The sequence below is a fragment of the Geothrix paludis genome, from assembly GCF_022808815.1.
GTDB lineage: Bacteria > Acidobacteriota > Holophagae > Holophagales > Holophagaceae > Geothrix > Geothrix paludis.
On the sequence record NZ_JAKZLC010000001.1, the window covers coordinates 511712 to 527874 of the forward strand.

15 protein-coding genes are annotated in these 16163 nt (G+C 67.2%); 6 read left to right on the top strand and 9 right to left on the bottom strand.

The window, feature by feature from the left end; all coding sequences use genetic code 11:
- Nucleotides 1-12: 12 nt before the first annotated feature.
- From MLE64_RS02350 to dnaG, 3 genes are all read right to left on the bottom strand, one after another.
- The gene (locus MLE64_RS02350; RefSeq protein WP_243315413.1) at nucleotides 13-1632 is read right to left on the bottom strand and encodes an MFS transporter; all 1620 of its coding nucleotides are present in this window, start codon (nucleotides 1630-1632) and stop codon (nucleotides 13-15) included.
- A 68-nt stretch (nucleotides 1633-1700) separates the two neighbouring features.
- Nucleotides 1701-3422, bottom strand: coding sequence for an RNA polymerase sigma factor RpoD (gene rpoD, locus MLE64_RS15930; protein WP_338028441.1), 1722 nt, complete (start codon nucleotides 3420-3422; stop codon nucleotides 1701-1703).
- A gap of 147 nt (nucleotides 3423-3569) precedes the next feature.
- Nucleotides 3570-5309, bottom strand: coding sequence for a DNA primase (gene dnaG, locus MLE64_RS02365; RefSeq protein ID WP_243315415.1), 1740 nt, complete (start codon nucleotides 5307-5309; stop codon nucleotides 3570-3572).
- 68 nt (nucleotides 5310-5377) lie between these two features.
- On the opposite strand from dnaG, the gene MLE64_RS02370 reads away from it, so the two are divergent.
- Nucleotides 5378-6364 carry a hypothetical protein gene (locus MLE64_RS02370; protein WP_243315418.1) on the top strand — a complete coding sequence of 329 codons (987 nt, stop codon included), beginning with the start codon at nucleotides 5378-5380 and terminating at the stop codon, nucleotides 6362-6364.
- Between the two features lie 82 nt (nucleotides 6365-6446).
- Here the strand turns inward: MLE64_RS02370 and MLE64_RS02375 are convergent, their stop codons facing one another.
- On the bottom strand, nucleotides 6447-7790 hold the full coding sequence (locus tag MLE64_RS02375; protein ID WP_243315420.1) for an MFS transporter: 1344 nt from the start codon (nucleotides 7788-7790) through the stop codon (nucleotides 6447-6449).
- Between the two features lie 69 nt (nucleotides 7791-7859).
- Nucleotides 7860-8405 carry a hypothetical protein gene (locus MLE64_RS02380; RefSeq protein WP_243315422.1) on the bottom strand — a complete coding sequence of 182 codons (546 nt, stop codon included), beginning with the start codon at nucleotides 8403-8405 and terminating at the stop codon, nucleotides 7860-7862.
- A gap of 100 nt (nucleotides 8406-8505) precedes the next feature.
- Between MLE64_RS02380 and MLE64_RS02385 the strand changes: the two genes are divergently transcribed.
- Nucleotides 8506-9699, top strand: coding sequence for a glycine C-acetyltransferase (locus MLE64_RS02385; protein ID WP_243315424.1), 1194 nt, complete (start codon nucleotides 8506-8508; stop codon nucleotides 9697-9699).
- Between the two features lies 1 nt (nucleotide 9700).
- On the opposite strand, the gene MLE64_RS02390 is transcribed toward MLE64_RS02385, so the two are convergent.
- From MLE64_RS02390 to asnB, 3 genes are read right to left on the bottom strand one after another with little or no spacing between them, the layout of a single operon-like run.
- Complete coding sequence (locus tag MLE64_RS02390; protein WP_243315426.1) at nucleotides 9701-9946, bottom strand: hypothetical protein; 246 nt, start codon at nucleotides 9944-9946, stop codon at nucleotides 9701-9703.
- A 50-nt stretch (nucleotides 9947-9996) separates the two neighbouring features.
- Nucleotides 9997-10368, bottom strand: a complete 372-nt coding sequence (locus MLE64_RS02395) for a PilZ domain-containing protein (protein WP_243315428.1) — start codon at nucleotides 10366-10368, stop codon at nucleotides 9997-9999.
- Complete coding sequence (gene asnB / locus MLE64_RS02400; protein ID WP_243315429.1) at nucleotides 10368-12107, bottom strand: asparagine synthase B; 1740 nt, start codon at nucleotides 12105-12107, stop codon at nucleotides 10368-10370. The genes MLE64_RS02395 and asnB overlap by 1 nt, the downstream gene beginning before the upstream one ends.
- A 545-nt stretch (nucleotides 12108-12652) precedes the next feature.
- Here asnB and tdh point away from each other — a divergent pair.
- Entirely contained in the window at nucleotides 12653-13684 is a 1032-nt protein-coding gene (gene tdh, locus MLE64_RS02405) for an L-threonine 3-dehydrogenase (protein WP_243315431.1), read from the top strand.
- 96 nt (nucleotides 13685-13780) lie between these two features.
- Here the strand turns inward: tdh and MLE64_RS02410 are convergent, their stop codons facing one another.
- A complete protein-coding gene (locus tag MLE64_RS02410; protein WP_243315440.1) occupies nucleotides 13781-14404 on the bottom strand; it encodes a type II secretion system protein GspG in 624 nt (207 codons plus the stop codon).
- Between the two features lie 55 nt (nucleotides 14405-14459).
- On the opposite strand from MLE64_RS02410, the gene udk reads away from it, so the two are divergent.
- Genes udk through MLE64_RS02425 form a run of 3 tightly spaced genes read left to right on the top strand, consistent with a single transcriptional unit; the run spans nucleotide 14460 to nucleotide 16052 of the window.
- Nucleotides 14460-15113 carry a uridine kinase gene (udk, locus tag MLE64_RS02415; protein WP_243293630.1) on the top strand — a complete coding sequence of 218 codons (654 nt, stop codon included), beginning with the start codon at nucleotides 14460-14462 and terminating at the stop codon, nucleotides 15111-15113.
- Nucleotides 15106-15423: a rhodanese-like domain-containing protein gene (locus MLE64_RS02420; protein WP_243315442.1), complete on the top strand. Its 318-nt coding sequence runs from the start codon at nucleotides 15106-15108 to the stop codon at nucleotides 15421-15423. The genes udk and MLE64_RS02420 overlap by 8 nt, the downstream gene beginning before the upstream one ends.
- On the top strand, nucleotides 15423-16052 hold the full coding sequence (locus MLE64_RS02425) for an NUDIX hydrolase (RefSeq protein ID WP_243315445.1): 630 nt from the start codon (nucleotides 15423-15425) through the stop codon (nucleotides 16050-16052). Before MLE64_RS02420 ends, MLE64_RS02425 begins: the two co-directional genes overlap by 1 nt.
- Nucleotides 16053-16163 lie beyond the last annotated feature (111 nt).

The following is a 16163-nucleotide window of genomic DNA, read 5'->3' on the forward strand; positions in this document are numbered from 1 at the left end:
GGGCGGCGAATCCTATTCCAGGATCAGGTCCAGGAGGGAGGTCCGATCTTCCCAGGCGGCCGCCAAGTGGCGTATCCGCGGCCGGGGCTCCAGGCACAGCTCGTAGGCCTTCCGTAAGAAGGCCCGGTCCTCCACGGTGGCCCGGTGGTGCTGGCGCAGGTGTTCCCCCCAGCTGGAGCTGAGGAAGCTCTCCACGAACCGGAATTGACCTGGATCGGGCGGCACCAGGTCCTGGAAGAGGGACCACCGCACGGCGCCATCCCGGATGCGGATGCGCCGGACCTCTCGCATGGCCTCCTGGAACGCGGCCTTGCGATCCTCGGCCACCCGGTACTCCAGCACCGTGAGGATCGGGCCCTCGCCCGGATTCACGGGGCCGGGAGAGTGGGGCTGGAGGTGGTGGGGGCTCAGGTCCAGGGGCTGGTGGAGCGCTTGGATCCTCACGCGCCCTGTGACGGCCAGCAGCAGCAACATCCCGAGCCCCGCCCCGGCGTAGGCCGCATGGATGCCCCAGCGCTCGCCCACCACGCCCCAGAAGGCGGCCCCGGCAGCCATGCTGCCACCCCAGACGGTGATATAGACCCCCAGGGCCCGGGCGCGGACCCAGGAAGGCACCGACAGCTGGACGCCGGTGTTGCAGGTGCTCAGGACCGTGAGCCAACCCGCACCGCAGACCAGCAGGGCCAGGCCGACGGAGAGCGTGTGCGCCACGAAGGCCAGTACCAGCAGCCCGCCGGCGAAGGTGATCGTGGCCATGGCCATGATGGCGTTGGGCGAGAACCGGCGCCGGAGCGAGGGCAGGAAGAGGGTGGCGCCCACCGCTCCCGCGCCGATGCAGCCCAGCAGGAGGCCGAAGGCCGTGGAGCCCAGGTGAAGCTTGTGGATGGCCAGGGTGGGCAGCAGGGAGAAGATGGGGCCGCCGAAAAACACGAAGCCGCCGCCGCGCATGAGGATCACCTGCAGAGGCTTGCTGTGCCAGGCGTAGCGGAGTCCGACCTTCATGGCGGCGCTGAACCGCTCCGCCGGCAGGTCCGTGGTGACGGGCTGGCGCTTCCAGCGCTGGAGCACCACCAGGACACCCACGAAGGAGACGGCGTTGAGCGTGAAGGCCCAGGTGGGGCCCAGCGCACCCACCACGAGACCCCCCAAGGCCGGACCCACGGCCCGGCTCACGTTGAAGCCCGCGCTGTTGAGCACCACGCCCGCGGCGATCTGGTCCTTGGGCACCAGGTCGGGCACCGAGGCCTGCCAGGCGGGCGAGTTGAGGGCCGCTCCCACCCCGAGCAGCAGCGACATGCTGATGAGCACACCGGGCGTGACCAGGTGGAGGGCTGAAAGGACCGCCATGGCAGCCGCGGCCAGCAGCATCCAGGCCTGGGTGGCCAGGAGCATCCGGCGCCGGTCCACGATGTCGGCGATGGCGCCGCCCGGCATGGAGAGCACCAGCATGGGCAGGGTGGCGCCCGTTTCGATGAGACTCATGAGCAGCGGAGACCGCGTGATCTCGCCCATGAGCCACTTCTCGCCGACGCTCTGCACCCAGGTGCCCACGTTCGAGGCCATGGCCGCGATCCAGATCGCGAAGAAAATGCGGCTTCGGAGCGGGGCGAAGGGGCTCTTGGCGTCGGTCACGGGGGTCCGGGAGATGGGCGGGTGGAAAGGAAAGGGCCCCGGAGGGCCCTTGGATGACACGGGCAGGATCAGCCCAGGAACGCCTTGAGCGTCTTGGAATAGCGCGGATGGCGAATTTTCCGCAGGGCCTTGGACTCGATCTGGCGGATGCGCTCGCGGGTCACGGCGAACTCGCTGCCGACCTCCTCCAGCGTGTGCTCCGAGCCATCGTCGCCCACGCCGAAGCGCATGCGCAGCACGCGCTCCTCGCGCTCGCTGAGGGTGTTCAGCACGTTGCGGACGGTCTCCTTGAGGCGCTGCTGGACCACCTGCTCCACCGGGGAGACCACGGTCTTGTCCTCGATGAAGTCGCCCAGGTGGGAATCCTCCTCCTCGCCGATGGGGGTCTCGAGAGAGATAGGCTCCTGCGCGATCTTCATGACCTTCCGGACCTTGCCCACGGGCATGTCCATGGCGTGGGCGATCTCCTCGCTGGAGGGTTCGCGGCCCAGCTTCTGCACCAGCTCGCGCTGGGTGCGGATCAGCTTGTTGATGGTCTCGATCATGTGGACGGGGATGCGGATGGTGCGGGCCTGGTCCGCGATGGCGCGGGTGATGGCCTGCCGGATCCACCAGGTGGCGTAGGTCGAGAACTTGAAGCCGCGGCTGTACTCGAACTTGTCCACGGCCTTCATGAGGCCGATGTTGCCTTCTTGGATGAGGTCCAGGAACTGCAGGCCGCGGTTGGTGTACCGCTTCGCGATGCTGACCACGAGGCGCAGGTTGGCTTCGATGAGCTCGGCCTTGGCGGCGCGGCTGATGCTCTCGGCGGCCTTGAGCCCGTTGAAGTCCTTGTGGAAGTTGTCGCTGGTGGTCTCGTACTTGGCGAAGAAGTCCTCCAGCGTCTTCTCGATGTGGGCCAGCTCATCCTTGTAGCGGTCCTTGAGCTTGGCGAAGGCGGGGTTCTTGAGGCGGTCCCGCAGCTCGCGGCACTTCCGCTCGCCGGCCATCACCTGGCTGTGCTGGTGGGTGATCTTGTCGATGAGCCGCGTGACGGCCAGGCTGTTGAGCCCCAGCTTGCGGATCTGGCGGGACAGGCGGCCGCGGGCCTGGAGGATCTCCCGGTCCAGCTTGCGCTTCTTGGGCAGGGTCTTGGTCCCGGCGTCCACCTGGAGCTTCACTTCCAGCAGGTCCTGGAGGGCCTGGTCGTAGACCAGCAGCTTCTCGAACTGGTGGTGCACGTGCTGGGTGGCGGAGGTGCTCTCGGCATCCTCGTCGTCATCCACCTCGTCGGAGAGGCCCACCACTTCGCGGATCTTGCCGGGGTTCTCCTTCAGCATCTTGCCGATGTCGATCAGCAGGCTGGCGGCCAGGCGGCTGCGGGAGAGGGCGCGCATGACGCTGCGGACGCCCACTTCGATGCGCTTGGCGATCTCGACCTCGTCCTCGCGCTTGAGGAGGGGCACCGTGCCCATCTCCTTGAGGTACATGCGGACCGGGTCGTTGAACTTGTCGCTGTCGGGGCTGTCGATCTCGATCTCGAGATCCTTGTCACCCTTGCCGCCCTCGACCATGACGAATTCGGGCTCGATGGCCTCGCGGGCGGCCTGGGCCTCCTCTTCCGTGGCGCCGATGCCGACGCCCAGACGGGCGAACAGACCCATGACCTGTTCCAGGTCCGTGGGGCTGGAAGCGGTATCGGGGAGGAAGTCATTGAGCTGGTCTACCAGCAGGAATCCGTTTTTCCTTCCGATGGAGATCAGGGCTTTGGTCAGGGCGTAGTAGGCATCGCGTGGCGGCGTCGGAACCATTCGGACCTCAAAGAGCGCTGCATGCATCGGGCCAGTGGGGCGGGGGAACCCGGGGCCGAGGGGAAAACAGAACACGGCCAATGTACCGGGCCGAGTCCGGAACTTTTCAGTATAGGAGATCTGTACTTCCAGGCAAGGCCCGGATCTTCAGGCCTGTCCCCCCGCCGGCCCTCGCCGACGGCGCGAGAGATCCTTCTGGCGGGCCAGCAGCTCGTTCTGGCGGGCCATGATCCGGTTCGTCAGGGCGGCATCCACGAGGGTGCGCGGATCCTGCAGCAGCCGGTTGTTGGCCTGGAGCTCCCGGTCGACGTAGCGCGCCTCGAGCTTCACAACGAGCGCCTCGGCGTCCCGGCCCGCCTCATCCTGGCGGCTGGCCAGGGCCTCCAGCCGCCGGATCGCCGCCAGCGCCCCCTCGGGAAGGCGGGCCGGGTCTCCATCGACATCCAGCAGGGCCTGAAGCAGGGGGGCCCCGTCCAGCCCCTCCCACCAGGCGGGCGGCAACTCCTGCACCCGGCGGAAGTGGCCGGCGGTGCTCAGGAGCAGCAGGCTGCGAATCAGGTCGTCCATCACGGGCGCGGGTCCGGCGCCAGCGGGGGCCTGCTCCGCTTCCCCCGCCGGAGCCTGCCGGCCACGCACCGCCCGGTCCAGCTCCTGCAGGGGCACCTGGAGCTGGTGGGCCAGGCTGGCGAAGAGGTCGCGGCTTTCGGTGGTGCGTGGCAGGTAGGGCAGGAAGTCCAGCAGGTCCTTGAAGGCCCCCATGCGGTCCGAGATCCGGCGCAGGTCCTTGCCCTCCATGGCCCGGTCGATCATGAAGGCCGTCCAGTCCGGCGCGGTCCGCAGCAGGTCCTGGAAGGCCTCGCCGCCCAGCTTGAGGCACCATGTATCCGGATCCTCGCCTTGGGGCAGCTCCAGGAGGCGCACCTCGAAGCCCAGGGGCAGGGCCAGGCGGAGGCTCTTCTCCATGGCCCGGCGGCCGGCGGCGTCGCCGTCGAAGCAGAGGATGACCCGCCGGGTGAAGCGGCCCAGGGCCTTGAGGTGCTCCTCGGTGAGGGCCGTGCCCAGGGGCGCCACAGCCTGGTGGATGCCGTGCTGGTGGAGCTGCAGCACGTCGAAGTAGCCCTCCACCACCAGGGCCCCGTCCTTCATGGCGCCCTTCGCCCGGTGAAAACCGAAGAGAGTCTCGCCCTTGTGGAACAGGACCGTGTCCCGGGTGTTGAGATACTTGGGCTGGCCCTCGCCCATGATCCGCCCCCCGAAGGCCACCAGGCGGCCGCGGGCATCGTGGATGGGAATGGTCAGGCGGTTGCGGAGGAAGTCGATCTGGGTGCCTCGCTCGCTGCGGCTGGCCAGGCCCGCCTGCTCCAGCAGCTCGCCGGAGAAGTTCAGGCCGCGCAGGTGGGTCACCAGGGGATCCCAACCGTCCGGCGCCATCCCGAAGCCGGCCTCCGCCACGAAGGGGCCTTCGTAGCCCCGCTGGCGCAGGTAGGCCCGGGCCGCCTCATGGCGCTCCAGCTGCCGCTCATAGAAGGCCTGGGCGGCTTCCAGGGCGGCCCGAAGCCGGGTTTCCAGGTCCACCTCGGCCGCGGGGCGCTCCCGGCGCTGGGGCAGGTCGATGCCGGCCGCCCGGGCCAGCTGCTCCAGGGCCTCGGGGAAGGTCATGCCCTCGCGTTCCATGAGCCACGCGAAGGCATCGCCATGCTTGCCGCAGCCGAAGCAGTGGTAGAAGCCCCGGTTCGGCACCACCTGGAAGCTGGGGCTGCGCTCGGCGTGGAAGGGGCAGAGGCCCACGAAGGCGGAGCCCTGCTTGCGCAGCTTCACCGCCTGGCCCACCAGGGCCAGCAGGTCCGTCGCGTCCCGGACGCGCTCGACGATCTCGCGATCACGCATGCTCCAGGCATATCACGGGCACCGCGCGTAGAGGCGTGGCATATTTGAGGATTCGTACGGTGAATCCCATGAGCCAGCTTCTCGACACGATCCTCCTCTTCAGCCTGCCAGCCTCAGGCAAGTCGGAGGTGCGCCGCTACCTGGCCAGCCTGACGCCGGACCAGTGCCAGGACGACTTCCACATGGGCCCCACCCTGCAACTGGACGACTACCCTTACGTCCACCTGATGCACCGGATCGACGACGAGCTGAAGGCGAATGGCCTGGGCTACGCCTACTACCACGGGCCCAACCGCCCCTTCCGGGACAACTGGACCTGGGCCGTCCTCATCGAGCTGCTGAACGAGGACCACGCGAACCTCATGGCCAGCCTCCAGATCGAAGCGGCCAGCGCGGCCCAGCACCTCTTCAACCGGCTGGACGCCGCCCACGCCAAGGTGGGCCTGCCCGAGTACCTGGGCGACCTCCCTCACCGCATCCGGGTGCGCATGGCCGAGACGCTGGAGGCCGAGTGCCGCGCCGAGCTGGACGTCCTCAATCGCCAGAACGCCCAGGACAAGGCCGGCCGCACCCTGGTGATCGAGGCCGCCCGGGGCGGAGCCCATGGCTCGGCCTTCCCCCTGTGCCCGCCCCACGGCTACGAGACCGCCTTCCAGACCCTGGATCCCGCCATTCTCGAGAAGGCCGCCGTGCTCTACGTCTGGGTGGATCCTGCCGAGAGCCGCCGCAAGAACATCGAGCGTGGCCGGCCGAACGGCCAGGGCAGCATCCTGCACCACAGCGTTCCCATGGAGGTCATGCTGGGCCAGTACGGCACGGACGACATGGCCTGGCTCATGGAGCAGAGCGACCGCCCCGGCACCATCCGTGTGGAGCGCATCATCCCGGCCGGTGATCGCCACGAGACCAAGGTCTACCACCTGCCCGTGGCCCGCTTCGACAATCGGAGCGACCTGACCACCTTCGTCCGCGAGGACCAGAAGCTCTGGAAGCCCGCCGACGTCCAGGCCATCCACAGTGGCCTCAAGGCCGCCTTCGACCAACTGGCGAAGTAAAAGCCTTCATCCACAGATTTCACAGATTCACACAGATTTCCTTTGTCCTTGAATCTGTGGAATCTGTGGACCAGCTTCTCTTTCAGTGCGCTCCGACTCCCGCCTTGGCGTGCCAGATGCGGGTCATGATGAAGGCGCCGATGAGACTGAAGGGGATGATGGAGCCGACCCACACCCAGGCGTGGCCGGGCTGGTGGCCGGCGGCGGCGACGCCGTCCCAGCCGTAGGTCTTGAGGATCCAGCCGAGGCCGAAGCCCGTGAGGCCCGAGCCGATGTACTGGATGCCGTCCAGGGCGCCGGCCACCGAGGCGGCGGCCTTGCGCCCGCCGAAGTCCATGCTGGCCGTGCCGCTGAGCATGCCGTGGACGCCGAAGATGAACATGGCCGTGAGGCCCAGCAGCACCACCGCCCAGACCTGGCCACCCCAGGTGCCCTGACCCAGGGCCATGCCCAGCAGCCCCAGCATCACCACTTGCACTAGGTAGAAGAGGAAGGCCACCGGCGGGCGGCGCGACTGGAACAGCTTGTCGCTCATCCAGCCGCAGAGCAGGCCGCCCAGGATGCCGCCACCCATGAAGGCGATGCCCGTCCACCAGAAGAGGTGATCCTTTTTCCCGAGGTGGTAGACCTCCTGCAGGTATTCCGTGAAGTAGAGCATCACGCCCTGGCGCACGAAGCCCGTGCAGAACTCCGCGAAGATGAGGGAGACGACGATGGGGTTGTGGAAGACCTTCCGCATGAGGTCCCCGAGGGGTAGGGGCGTCTCGTCGGCGGAGGCGGCATTGGAGCCGTCGCCGGTGTCGAAGTCCGCGTGGCCGGCATGGCTGGGGCGGTTCCTGACGAGGAACCAGTCCACGCAGAACATGAAGGCCATCGCGGCGGCGGGCACGAACCAGATGACCGTCCAGCTGCGGAAGCTGGCCAGCAGCCAGGCGCCGATGGTCGTGGCCAGGAAGTAGCCCGAGCTGATCATGATGCCGAAGATGCCGCCGAAGACCCCGCGCTCGCTCACGTGGAACCAGGTGCTGTTCACCTTGACCACGGAGAGGGCACCGAAGCTCTGGAAGTACATGTTCAGGCTCCAGAGCAGGCTCATGCTCAGCAGGATCTGCGTGACATGGTTGTTCAGGAACATGAACCCGATCATCAGATTCAGGAGTGCCGCGCCGATGGCGCCGACCAGGATGGCCTTGCGTCCGCCGATGCGGTCGGCCAGCGGGCCATTGAAGGCCACGGCCAGGCCGTAGGTCCAGAAGCCGGCCGAGGCGATGAGGCCCATCTGCGCCTTGTCCAGGTGGTACCAGGCGCCGATGTCGTTCTTCACGATGTTGAAGTTGTAGCGGCCCATGTACATGGCCGCGTAGGTCAGTCCCAGGGGGAACCAGTTCAGGAACCGGCGGAAGCGGAAGGCGGGACTGTGATCCAAGGGAACCTCGATGCCTTCAAGGGTAGTGGAGGGCTCCCCAGGACCCAAGCAACGAGGATGTAACGGGGATCACTCTGCCTTTCGGAAGGCCTCGTCCGTGCCCGTCAGCTCCCAGCCTCCCCGGCGCCGCTCGAAGGTGGCGTGGCGCTGCTTCGCCTGGCCGATCGGGGCGTCGGGGTGCAGGGACTGGAAGATCGGGAACTGAGCGGTGGGCTTGTCCAGTCGGATCTCGTAGGTCACGCGGGCGCCTTCGCGGGTGGGCTCCATGCGAAGCGCGCGCACGAAGACCGCCTCGGCCGCGGGCATGGAAAAGCCCTTGGGCGCCGCCTTGATGTCCTTCGGAGCGGACGGTTTCAGGCGGAAGGTGAAGGTCTCACGGCCACCCTCGGCCTGGACGGCGCTGTCGAACCAGCCGCTCTTGTCCAGATTCTCCTTCAGCGTCGCCAGGCGTAGGTGCTCGGGGCTACCCTTCTCGGCGGAAGCCTTTTCGGGCACGGTGACAGGCACCACCACGGGGTAGTCCTTGCGGATCAGGTCTTCGGCCTTCGCCCGTTCCAGCTTGGAGCTGCAGGCCAGCGTCAGGAGGAGGACGGGCAGGAGCAGGGCAGGGCGCATGGAGGGATCCTTTCCAGTTCGCAAGGATGGTGACACAACCGGGCGCCCGTCACGCAACCTCGCAGTATCCTATGGGGCTCTGAATGCTGAGGAGACCGCCGTGAACCCTGCCTACCTGGCCCATCTGACCCGTGAGATTGAGCAGCTGAAGGAGGCCGGGCTCTACAAGACCGAGCGCGTCATCACCTCGCCCCAGCAGCCCCAAATGAAGGCGAACGGCAAGGATGTGGTCTGCCTCTGCGCCAACAACTACCTCGGCCTGGCGAACCATCCCGAAGTGATTGCGGCCGGGAAGGCCGTGATGGACGGCCACGGCTTCGGCATGGCCTCGGTGCGCTTCATCTGCGGCACCCAGGACATCCACCGGGAGCTGGAGCAGAAGCTGGCGGCCTTCCTGGGCTTCGAGGACACCCAGCTCTATTCCTCCTGCTTCGACGCCAACGGCGCCATCTTCGAGGGGCTGCTGGGCGAGGAGGACGCGATCATCAGCGACGCGTTGAACCACGCCTCCATCATTGACGGCATCCGGCTCTGCAAGGCCCAGCGCTTCCGCTACGCCAACTCCGACATGGCCGACCTGGAGGCCCAGCTCAAAGCCGCGGACGCCGCCGGGGCGCGGTTCAAGCTGGTGGTGACCGATGGCGTCTTCAGCATGGACGGCTACATCGCCAAGCTCGCGGAGATCTGCGATCTGGCGGAGAAGCACGGCGCCATGGTCATGGTGGACGACAGCCACGCCGTGGGCTTCATGGGCGCCAATGGGCGTGGCACCCACGAGCACTGCGGTGTCATGGGCCGCGTGGACTTCATGACCGGCACCTTCGGCAAGGCCCTGGGCGGTGCTTCCGGCGGGTACATCGCCGGGAAGCAGATCGCCATCGATTGGCTGCGGCAGAAGGCCCGTCCCTACCTGTTCTCCAACTCCGTGGCCCCTGCCATCGTGGCCGCCACGCTGAAGGTGCTCGACCTCCTGAAGAACAGCCAGGGTCTCATCAAGCAGGTCCACGAGAATGCCCGCTACTTCCGCGCCGGCATGGAGAAGGCCGGCTTCAAGCTGCTGCCGGGTGAGCATCCCATCGTGCCCGTCATGCTCTACGATGCCCCCCTGGCCCAGGAGTTCGCCAAGCGCCTGCTGGACGAGGGCGTCTACGTCATCGGCTTCTTCTTCCCCGTGGTGCCCAAGGGCCAAGCCCGTATCCGCACCCAGATGAGCGCTGCCCACACGAAGGCCGATCTGGACCACGCCATCGCCGCCTTCACCAAGGTGGGGCGCGAGCTGAAGGTGATTGCCTGACCTACAGCACGATGTAGCGATAGATCCCCAGCTCCTGCTCCTTCAGCAGGAGCTGGATAGTCCAGCGCCCGTCCGGGTAGCGTTCGTACATCGTGGCGCTCAGGACGGACTCTTTCAGCCACTCCCGGATGTCTTCGTAGTGCTCGAAGGCGGGCGGCTCCCAGGTCTCGCCATCGCCGCCCCTGGCGGCGGATCCTGGCTTGATGTACTCCAGCAGGCGCGCCAGCGCGGCTTCGGGTGTCGACATGCGGGCTCCGGGCGATCGGTTCGGACAGGCGGCGGCTCGTGAAGGAACGACTATCCGCCGAGATGGTTCCGGGCCTCGAAGGCCTGGTCGGCCTCGGGGGAGACGGACCGGATCAGGGCCCTCAGCGCGTCGACGCCATTCGGCTCGAGCTCCCGCGAGAACTGGATGGCCATCCCATTGGGATCAGAGCGGACCACGGTACCCCGTGTCACCACCCGCCTGCCGGCCTCCGCCTCCTCGAGCAGGATGGCCACGCCGCAGGCCGTGCCCACGGGAAGCCGATCCGGGCCGCCGATCAGGATGCCGCCCATGCTGATGTTGATGGCCGACGGAAACGCGATGATGCGTTCGGGGGTCACCACCTTCACGCGATACGCGATGGGAACGCGGGGGTATTGTCGCTGGTCGGGAGTCGCGCTCATCAATGGGCTTCCGGGTTCGGCTGGCCCGGTGATGATAGCGCGGAGACATGGCCTTGAAGGTGGACATCGGTCACGGCCCGCCCGGAAGGGTCGGCCTGGTTCGCGAAGGAAGCGTCCCACCGCAGGGCGGTTTCCGTGCTGCAGGCCACGCTGCGCTCGAAGGGCACGCAGTTCACGGCCGTGGCGCTGGGGAAGTGGTGCTCGAAGATCTGGCGGTAGAAGTAGGCCTCCTTGGTCTCCGGGGTCTTGACCGGGAAGCGCTCCGCGGCGCCGCGCATCATGGCGTCGCTGATCTCGCGCTCCGCCGTGGCCTTGAGGCTGTCGATCCACCCGTAGCCCACGCCATCCGAGAACTGCTCCTTCTGCCGCCAGAGCACCTCGTCCGGGATGAGGCCGTCGAAGGCCTGGCGCAGCGGGTACTTCTCGATGGGCCTGGGACGGGGCGCGTTCCGGGGCAGCTTCACGGCGGGATCCAGCCGCATGGCCACGTCCAGGAACTCCCGGTCGAGGAACGGCACGCGGGCCTCGACGCCCCAGGCCGCGCTGGACTTGTTCGCCCGGGCGCAGTCGTAGAGGTGCAGCTTCTGGAGCTTGCGGACGGTCTCCGCATGCAGCTCCGGACCATCCGGCGCCTTGTGGAAGTAGAGGTAGCCGCCGAAGATCTCGTCGGCGCCTTCCCCGGAGAGCACCATCTTGATGCCCATGGCCCGGATCTTCCGCATCATGAGGTACATGGGCGTCGAGGCCCGGATCGTGGTGATGTCGAAGGTCTCCAGGTGGTGGATGACGTCCGAGAGGGCATCCAGCCCCTCCTGGACCGTGAAGTGGATCTCGTGGTGGATGGCGCCGATGTGATCCGCCACCAGGCGGGCGGGAGCCAGGTCTGGCGCGCCCTTCAGGCCCACGGCGAAGCTGTGGATCCGGGGCCACCAGGCGGGCGTGGTGCCGCCTTCCTCCACGCGGCCGTCCCGGTACTGGGCGGCGATGGCCGCCACCAATGAGGAATCCACGCCCCCGGAGATCAGGACGCCGTAGGGCACGTCGCACATGAGCTGCCGCCGCACCGCGGCCTCCAGGGCCCCGCGGAGTTTCGCCGGCTCGTAGGGCTCCTGGGGGACATAGCCGGGCTGGGCCCAGTCGGGCTCGTAGTAGCGCTGGAAGCCCTTGTCCGCCTCATGGGCCAGGTAGTAGTGGCCCGGGGGAACCTCGCGGATCCGCTCGCAGTGGCCCACGAGGGCCTTCATCTCCGAGGCCACGTAGAGTCGCTCCTCCCGGTCCCAGCCCAGGTAGAGAGGGATGACCCCGATGGGATCCCGGGCGAGGAGGTAGGTCTCCCGCTTGGGGTCGTAGAGCACGAACGCGAAGATCCCGTTCATGCGGTTGAGGAAGTCCCTGGGCGACAGCTCGTCGTACAGGTAGAGGATCACCTCGCAGTCCGAGAGGGTCTGGAAGTCGTGGGTCTCCCGCAGGCCCCGCCTCAGCTCCTTGTGGTTGTAGATCTCGCCGTTGACGGCCAGCACGGTGCCCTGGAGGGTGTCGACGAGGGGCTGGGCGCCGTGCTCCACGTCCACGATGGAGAGGCGCTCGTGGACGAGGATGGCCCGATCATCGCTGTAGATGCCGCTCCAGTCCGGGCCGCGGTGGCGGATCTTCCGGGCCATGGCCAGGGCCTGCCGTCGCAGCTCCGCCGCGTTCGAGCGCGAGGGATCGATGTCGAGGATGGTGAGGATGCCGCACATGGGAGCTCCAAGGGGGGATAAAGAAAAACCCCCGATCCGCTGTCGCGAATCGGGGGTGGTCCGGGAATTCAGGTGTCTAGGTGAGACCCTCTCCGGCCCACGCGCGATTCGCGCGAGGGAGCGGATTATTGAAGTTGCGGTTGGTCCGCAGAGAGGGGAAGGTCATGGGCCGCCTGAAAGAACCATATCGGGAGGCTTCACGAACCGTCAAGCACGGATGCGGAGGTGGCCGGCCTTGCCGTTGATGATGATAATGGTGCGGTTGGAGGCTTGAGAGCTCCTAGCAAAACCCGACGATGCCGCGATGGAGCCAGCCGGGATGCACCGCAAGGAAGGGCCCGCAGGGCAACGTGGTTCGTTGTTCAAGGGACCTGACGCCGCGGAGCGCCCGGCTGGTTCCATCCCTCCGGGCGGGGTGTGGCGGGCGTCGCGATGCCGCGTCACGCTCGTCGCGCGTAGTACCTGCTACGCTTTGACTCGCGTTCCTCGCCTCGCTCGCCCGGCACACTCCGCGCGGCGACGTGGGGTTCTGTTAGGAGCTCTAAATGAAAGCCCTGTTGAAGACCAAGCGGGAGGAAGGCATCTGGATGGGCGAGGTGCCCATGCCGGAGATGGGCCCCAACGATGTGCTCATCAGGGTCCACAAGAGCGCCATCTGCGGCACCGACGTGCACATCTACAACTGGGACGACTGGGCCCAGAAGACCATTCCCGTGCCCATGGTGGTGGGCCACGAGTACTACGGCGTCATCGAGAAGGTGGGCGCCGAGGTCGAGGGCTACAAGCCGGGCGACCGCGTGAGCGGCGAGGGCCACATCACCTGCGGGCACTGCCGGAACTGCCGCGCCGGCAAGCGCCATCTGTGCCGGAACACGGTGGGCGTGGGCGTGAACCGTACGGGCTCCTTCGCCGAGTACCTCTCCATTCCGGCCTTCAACGTGTTCAAGGTGCCGGACAACGTGCCGGACGAGGTGGCCTCCATCTTCGATCCCTACGGCAACGCCACGCACACGGCTCTCAGCTTCGACATGGTGGGCGAGGATGTGCTGATCACCGGCGCCGGCCCCATCGGCATCATGGCCGTGGCCATCGCCCGGCACGTGGGCGCCCGGCACGTGGTCATCACCGACGTGAACGAGTACCGCCTCGACCTGGCCCGGAAGATGGGCGCCACCGTGGCCGTGAACCCCATGAAGAAGGGCCTGCCCGAGGTCATGAAGGATCTGGGAATGACCGAGGGTTTCGATGTGGGCCTGGAGATGAGCGGCAATCGCAACGCCTTCGAGTCCCTGCTGGAAGCCATGCATCACGGCGGCCGGGCGGCCCTCCTGGGCATCCTCCCCGGCGACTGCGCCATCGACTGGAGCCAGGTGATCTTCAAGGGGCTGATTCTGAAGGGGATCTACGGCCGCGAGATGTTCGAGACCTGGTACAAGATGGCCGCCATGGTGCAGAGCGGCCTGGACATCACCCCCGTCATCACGCACCGCTTCAGCATTGATGACTTCCAGAAGGGTTTCGACGCCATGCGGAGCGGGCAGAGCGGCAAGGTGATCCTGGATTGGGGTGTGAAGTAGCTCCTTGCCCCGAGGCACTCGCAAAATGCGGCCATTCGGCCGCATTTTGCTTGCTGCGCACGCAGTGCGCAGTTGGCCAAGACATTGGTTGGAACCTCAGCGCACCGGCTGGGGCTGGGGGATGGGCGGGTAGGGGCCGTCGGTCCAGGGGGCGCCGTCCTTGATGAGGATGTCGCCCGCAAGCCCCTCGCCGCCAGGCAGGCCATCGGTGCCGAGGCAGGCCAGGTAGTAGCCGTCCAGCTTGGTGTTGAACTTCTGCCGCGCAGGGCCCCGCTTCACCTGGACGTCCTCGATGGGTCGGGCGACATAGGGCCGGTAGAGGAACGGATGGCCCCAGGGGGCTTCGGGAACCTGGTCGAGGTATTCGGGCACGAGGCCCTGCAGGGTCTCGGGATACTCCCCAGTCTTGGCCTTGTAGCGGATCAGGGCATCCGTGATGCGCTTGAGGGCGGCGCGGACCTGCTTCTGGCGGTCGGCCAGGTCGCGGCTCACGAAGGCCTCGATGAGGAAGAGATCCTTGGTGGCCTGGTGGGCGGCATCCGAATCCGGGTAGCGATCCACCAGCTGCTTCATCATGGCCCGGGCTTCGAGACTCCGGCCTTCCAGGTTCAGCTTCCGGGCTTCTTCGTAGAGGTTTCCGGGGAGCCTGGGGTCCTCGGAGCTGCATCCGGCAAGCAGGGCGAGAAGAGCCAGGGCAGGGGCGAAACGCGCGCGGTTCATGGCATGAACCTTAGCAGAGGCACGGGACGGTAGGATGGAAGGATATGGGGGGCACATGATCGACAGGCCGATGCTGGTGGGCATCGTGGGAGGCTCGGGCAGCGGGAAGACGTCCGTGGCGGCGGAGCTGGTGAAGCGGTTGAAGCGCCGGTCAGTAGTTACCCTCCTGCTGGACATGGACGCCTACTACGCTCCGCTGGAACTGGTGAAATCCCGCTTCGACGGCCTGCCCGTGAATTGGGACCACCCCCATGCCTTCGACCTGGAGCTCATGGCCGCGCACCTGGCCGCCTTGCGCCGCGGGGAGAGCATCCGCAAGCCGACCTACGACTTCACCATCTCCGACCGGACCGGCTGGGGCGACCCGCTTCCGCCGGGGCAGGTGGTCATCCTGGAAGGCCTGCTGCTCTTCGCCCTGCCGGAACTGCGCGACCAGCTCGACATGAAGGTGTTCGTGGACACGGACGCCGACATCCGCATCCTCCGCCGCATCCGGCGGGACACGAAGGAGCGGGGCCGCAGCCTCGAGAGCGTCATGGACCAGTACGAACAGAGCGTGCGCCCCATGCACCTGGAGTTCGTGGAACCGAGCAAGCGCTGGGCGGACCTCATCGTCCCGACGGGGGTGGAGAACCGCACGGCGCTGGACGTCATCACCCACCACATCTTCAGCCGCGTGCTGGACCAGGGAGACCATCATCGTGTTTGAGCACGGCATCCACCTTTCCCCCGAGACCTACCGGGACCTCCCCGAGGCCGTGCAGCGCCTGGATGTGCGCGAGCGGTGGGAATACGACCTGGCCCACGTTCCGGGCGCCATCCTCATCCCGCTTGGCGAACTGGCGAGCCGCGTGGGCGAGCTGGATCCGTCCCGCCCCGTGGCCGCCTACTGCCACCACGGCGCCCGCAGCCTCCACGCGCTCCGGTTCCTGCATGGAGCGGGCTTCACGGACATCGCGCACCTGGCAGGAGGCATCGACGCCTACAGCCTCATGGATCCTTCCGTGCCGAGGTACTGATGCGGCTGCTGCACCGTCACCCGGAGGGATTCGATCCGAACGCGGCCTGGACGCAGGAGTCCGAGAGCGTGCGTCAGGATTCCCGGCTCTTCCGGCAGATCGTGGCTCAGCGGCGCAGTCCCCACACCGGGCGGCAGCACGCCTTCTACCGCCTGCAGGGCCCGGATTGGGTGAATGTGGTGGCCTTCACGCGGGAGGGCGACCTGCTGGTGGTGGAGCAGTTCCGGCATGGCATCGATGCCCCGACGTTGGAGATCCCCGGCGGGGGCTGCGATGCGGGAGAGGCCCCGGAGGCGGCGGCCCGTCGGGAGCTGCGGGAAGAGACGGGATTCCGATCCGACCACTGGGTATCCCTGGGCTCGTGCACTCCGAACCCGGCCACCCAGAACAATCGCTGCCACACCTTCCTGGCCCTGGACTGCGACCCAGAGGGAGCCCTGGCGCTGGATCCGGCCGAGGAACTGCAGGTCTGGGCCTGCGCCTGGCCGGAGTGGCGCGCCCGCATGGCCCATGGGGAGATCCACCATGCCCTGGTACTGGCGGCCTTCCAGCTCCTGACCCTCTGGGAAGGCTGGCCCGCGCTGCTCGGGGTGCTGGAGGCCCCGGCCGAAAAGCGCGGACAGGATTAACGGGATTGGAAGGATCAACGGGATTCAAACGAAGTAAACACCGCACTCATCCTGTTAATCCGGCTTTTCATCCTGTTAATCCTGTCTCCGCCTTTTCCTGGGTTCGGCCGA

Excerpts from the sequence above, each read along its gene's own strand:
- MLE64_RS02395 (WP_243315428.1), bottom strand. The coding sequence starts at position 10,368 with ATGAGCGCGACTCCCGACCAGCGACAATACCCCCGCGTTCCCATCGCG.
- MLE64_RS02370 (WP_243315418.1), top strand. The coding sequence starts at position 5,378 with ATGAGCCAGCTTCTCGACACGATCCTCCTCTTCAGCCTGCCAGCCTCA.
- rpoD (WP_338028441.1), bottom strand. The coding sequence starts at position 3,422 with ATGGTTCCGACGCCGCCACGCGATGCCTACTACGCCCTGACCAAAGCC.
- MLE64_RS02380 (WP_243315422.1), bottom strand. The coding sequence starts at position 8,405 with ATGCGCCCTGCCCTGCTCCTGCCCGTCCTCCTCCTGACGCTGGCCTGC.
- tdh (WP_243315431.1), top strand. The coding sequence starts at position 12,653 with ATGAAAGCCCTGTTGAAGACCAAGCGGGAGGAAGGCATCTGGATGGGC.
- asnB (WP_243315429.1), bottom strand. The coding sequence starts at position 12,107 with ATGTGCGGCATCCTCACCATCCTCGACATCGATCCCTCGCGCTCGAAC.
- udk (WP_243293630.1), top strand. The coding sequence starts at position 14,460 with ATGATCGACAGGCCGATGCTGGTGGGCATCGTGGGAGGCTCGGGCAGC.
- MLE64_RS02390 (WP_243315426.1), bottom strand. The coding sequence starts at position 9,946 with ATGTCGACACCCGAAGCCGCGCTGGCGCGCCTGCTGGAGTACATCAAG.
- MLE64_RS02410 (WP_243315440.1), bottom strand. The coding sequence starts at position 14,404 with ATGAACCGCGCGCGTTTCGCCCCTGCCCTGGCTCTTCTCGCCCTGCTT.
- dnaG (WP_243315415.1), bottom strand. The coding sequence starts at position 5,309 with ATGCGTGATCGCGAGATCGTCGAGCGCGTCCGGGACGCGACGGACCTG.
- MLE64_RS02425 (WP_243315445.1), top strand. The coding sequence starts at position 15,423 with ATGCGGCTGCTGCACCGTCACCCGGAGGGATTCGATCCGAACGCGGCC.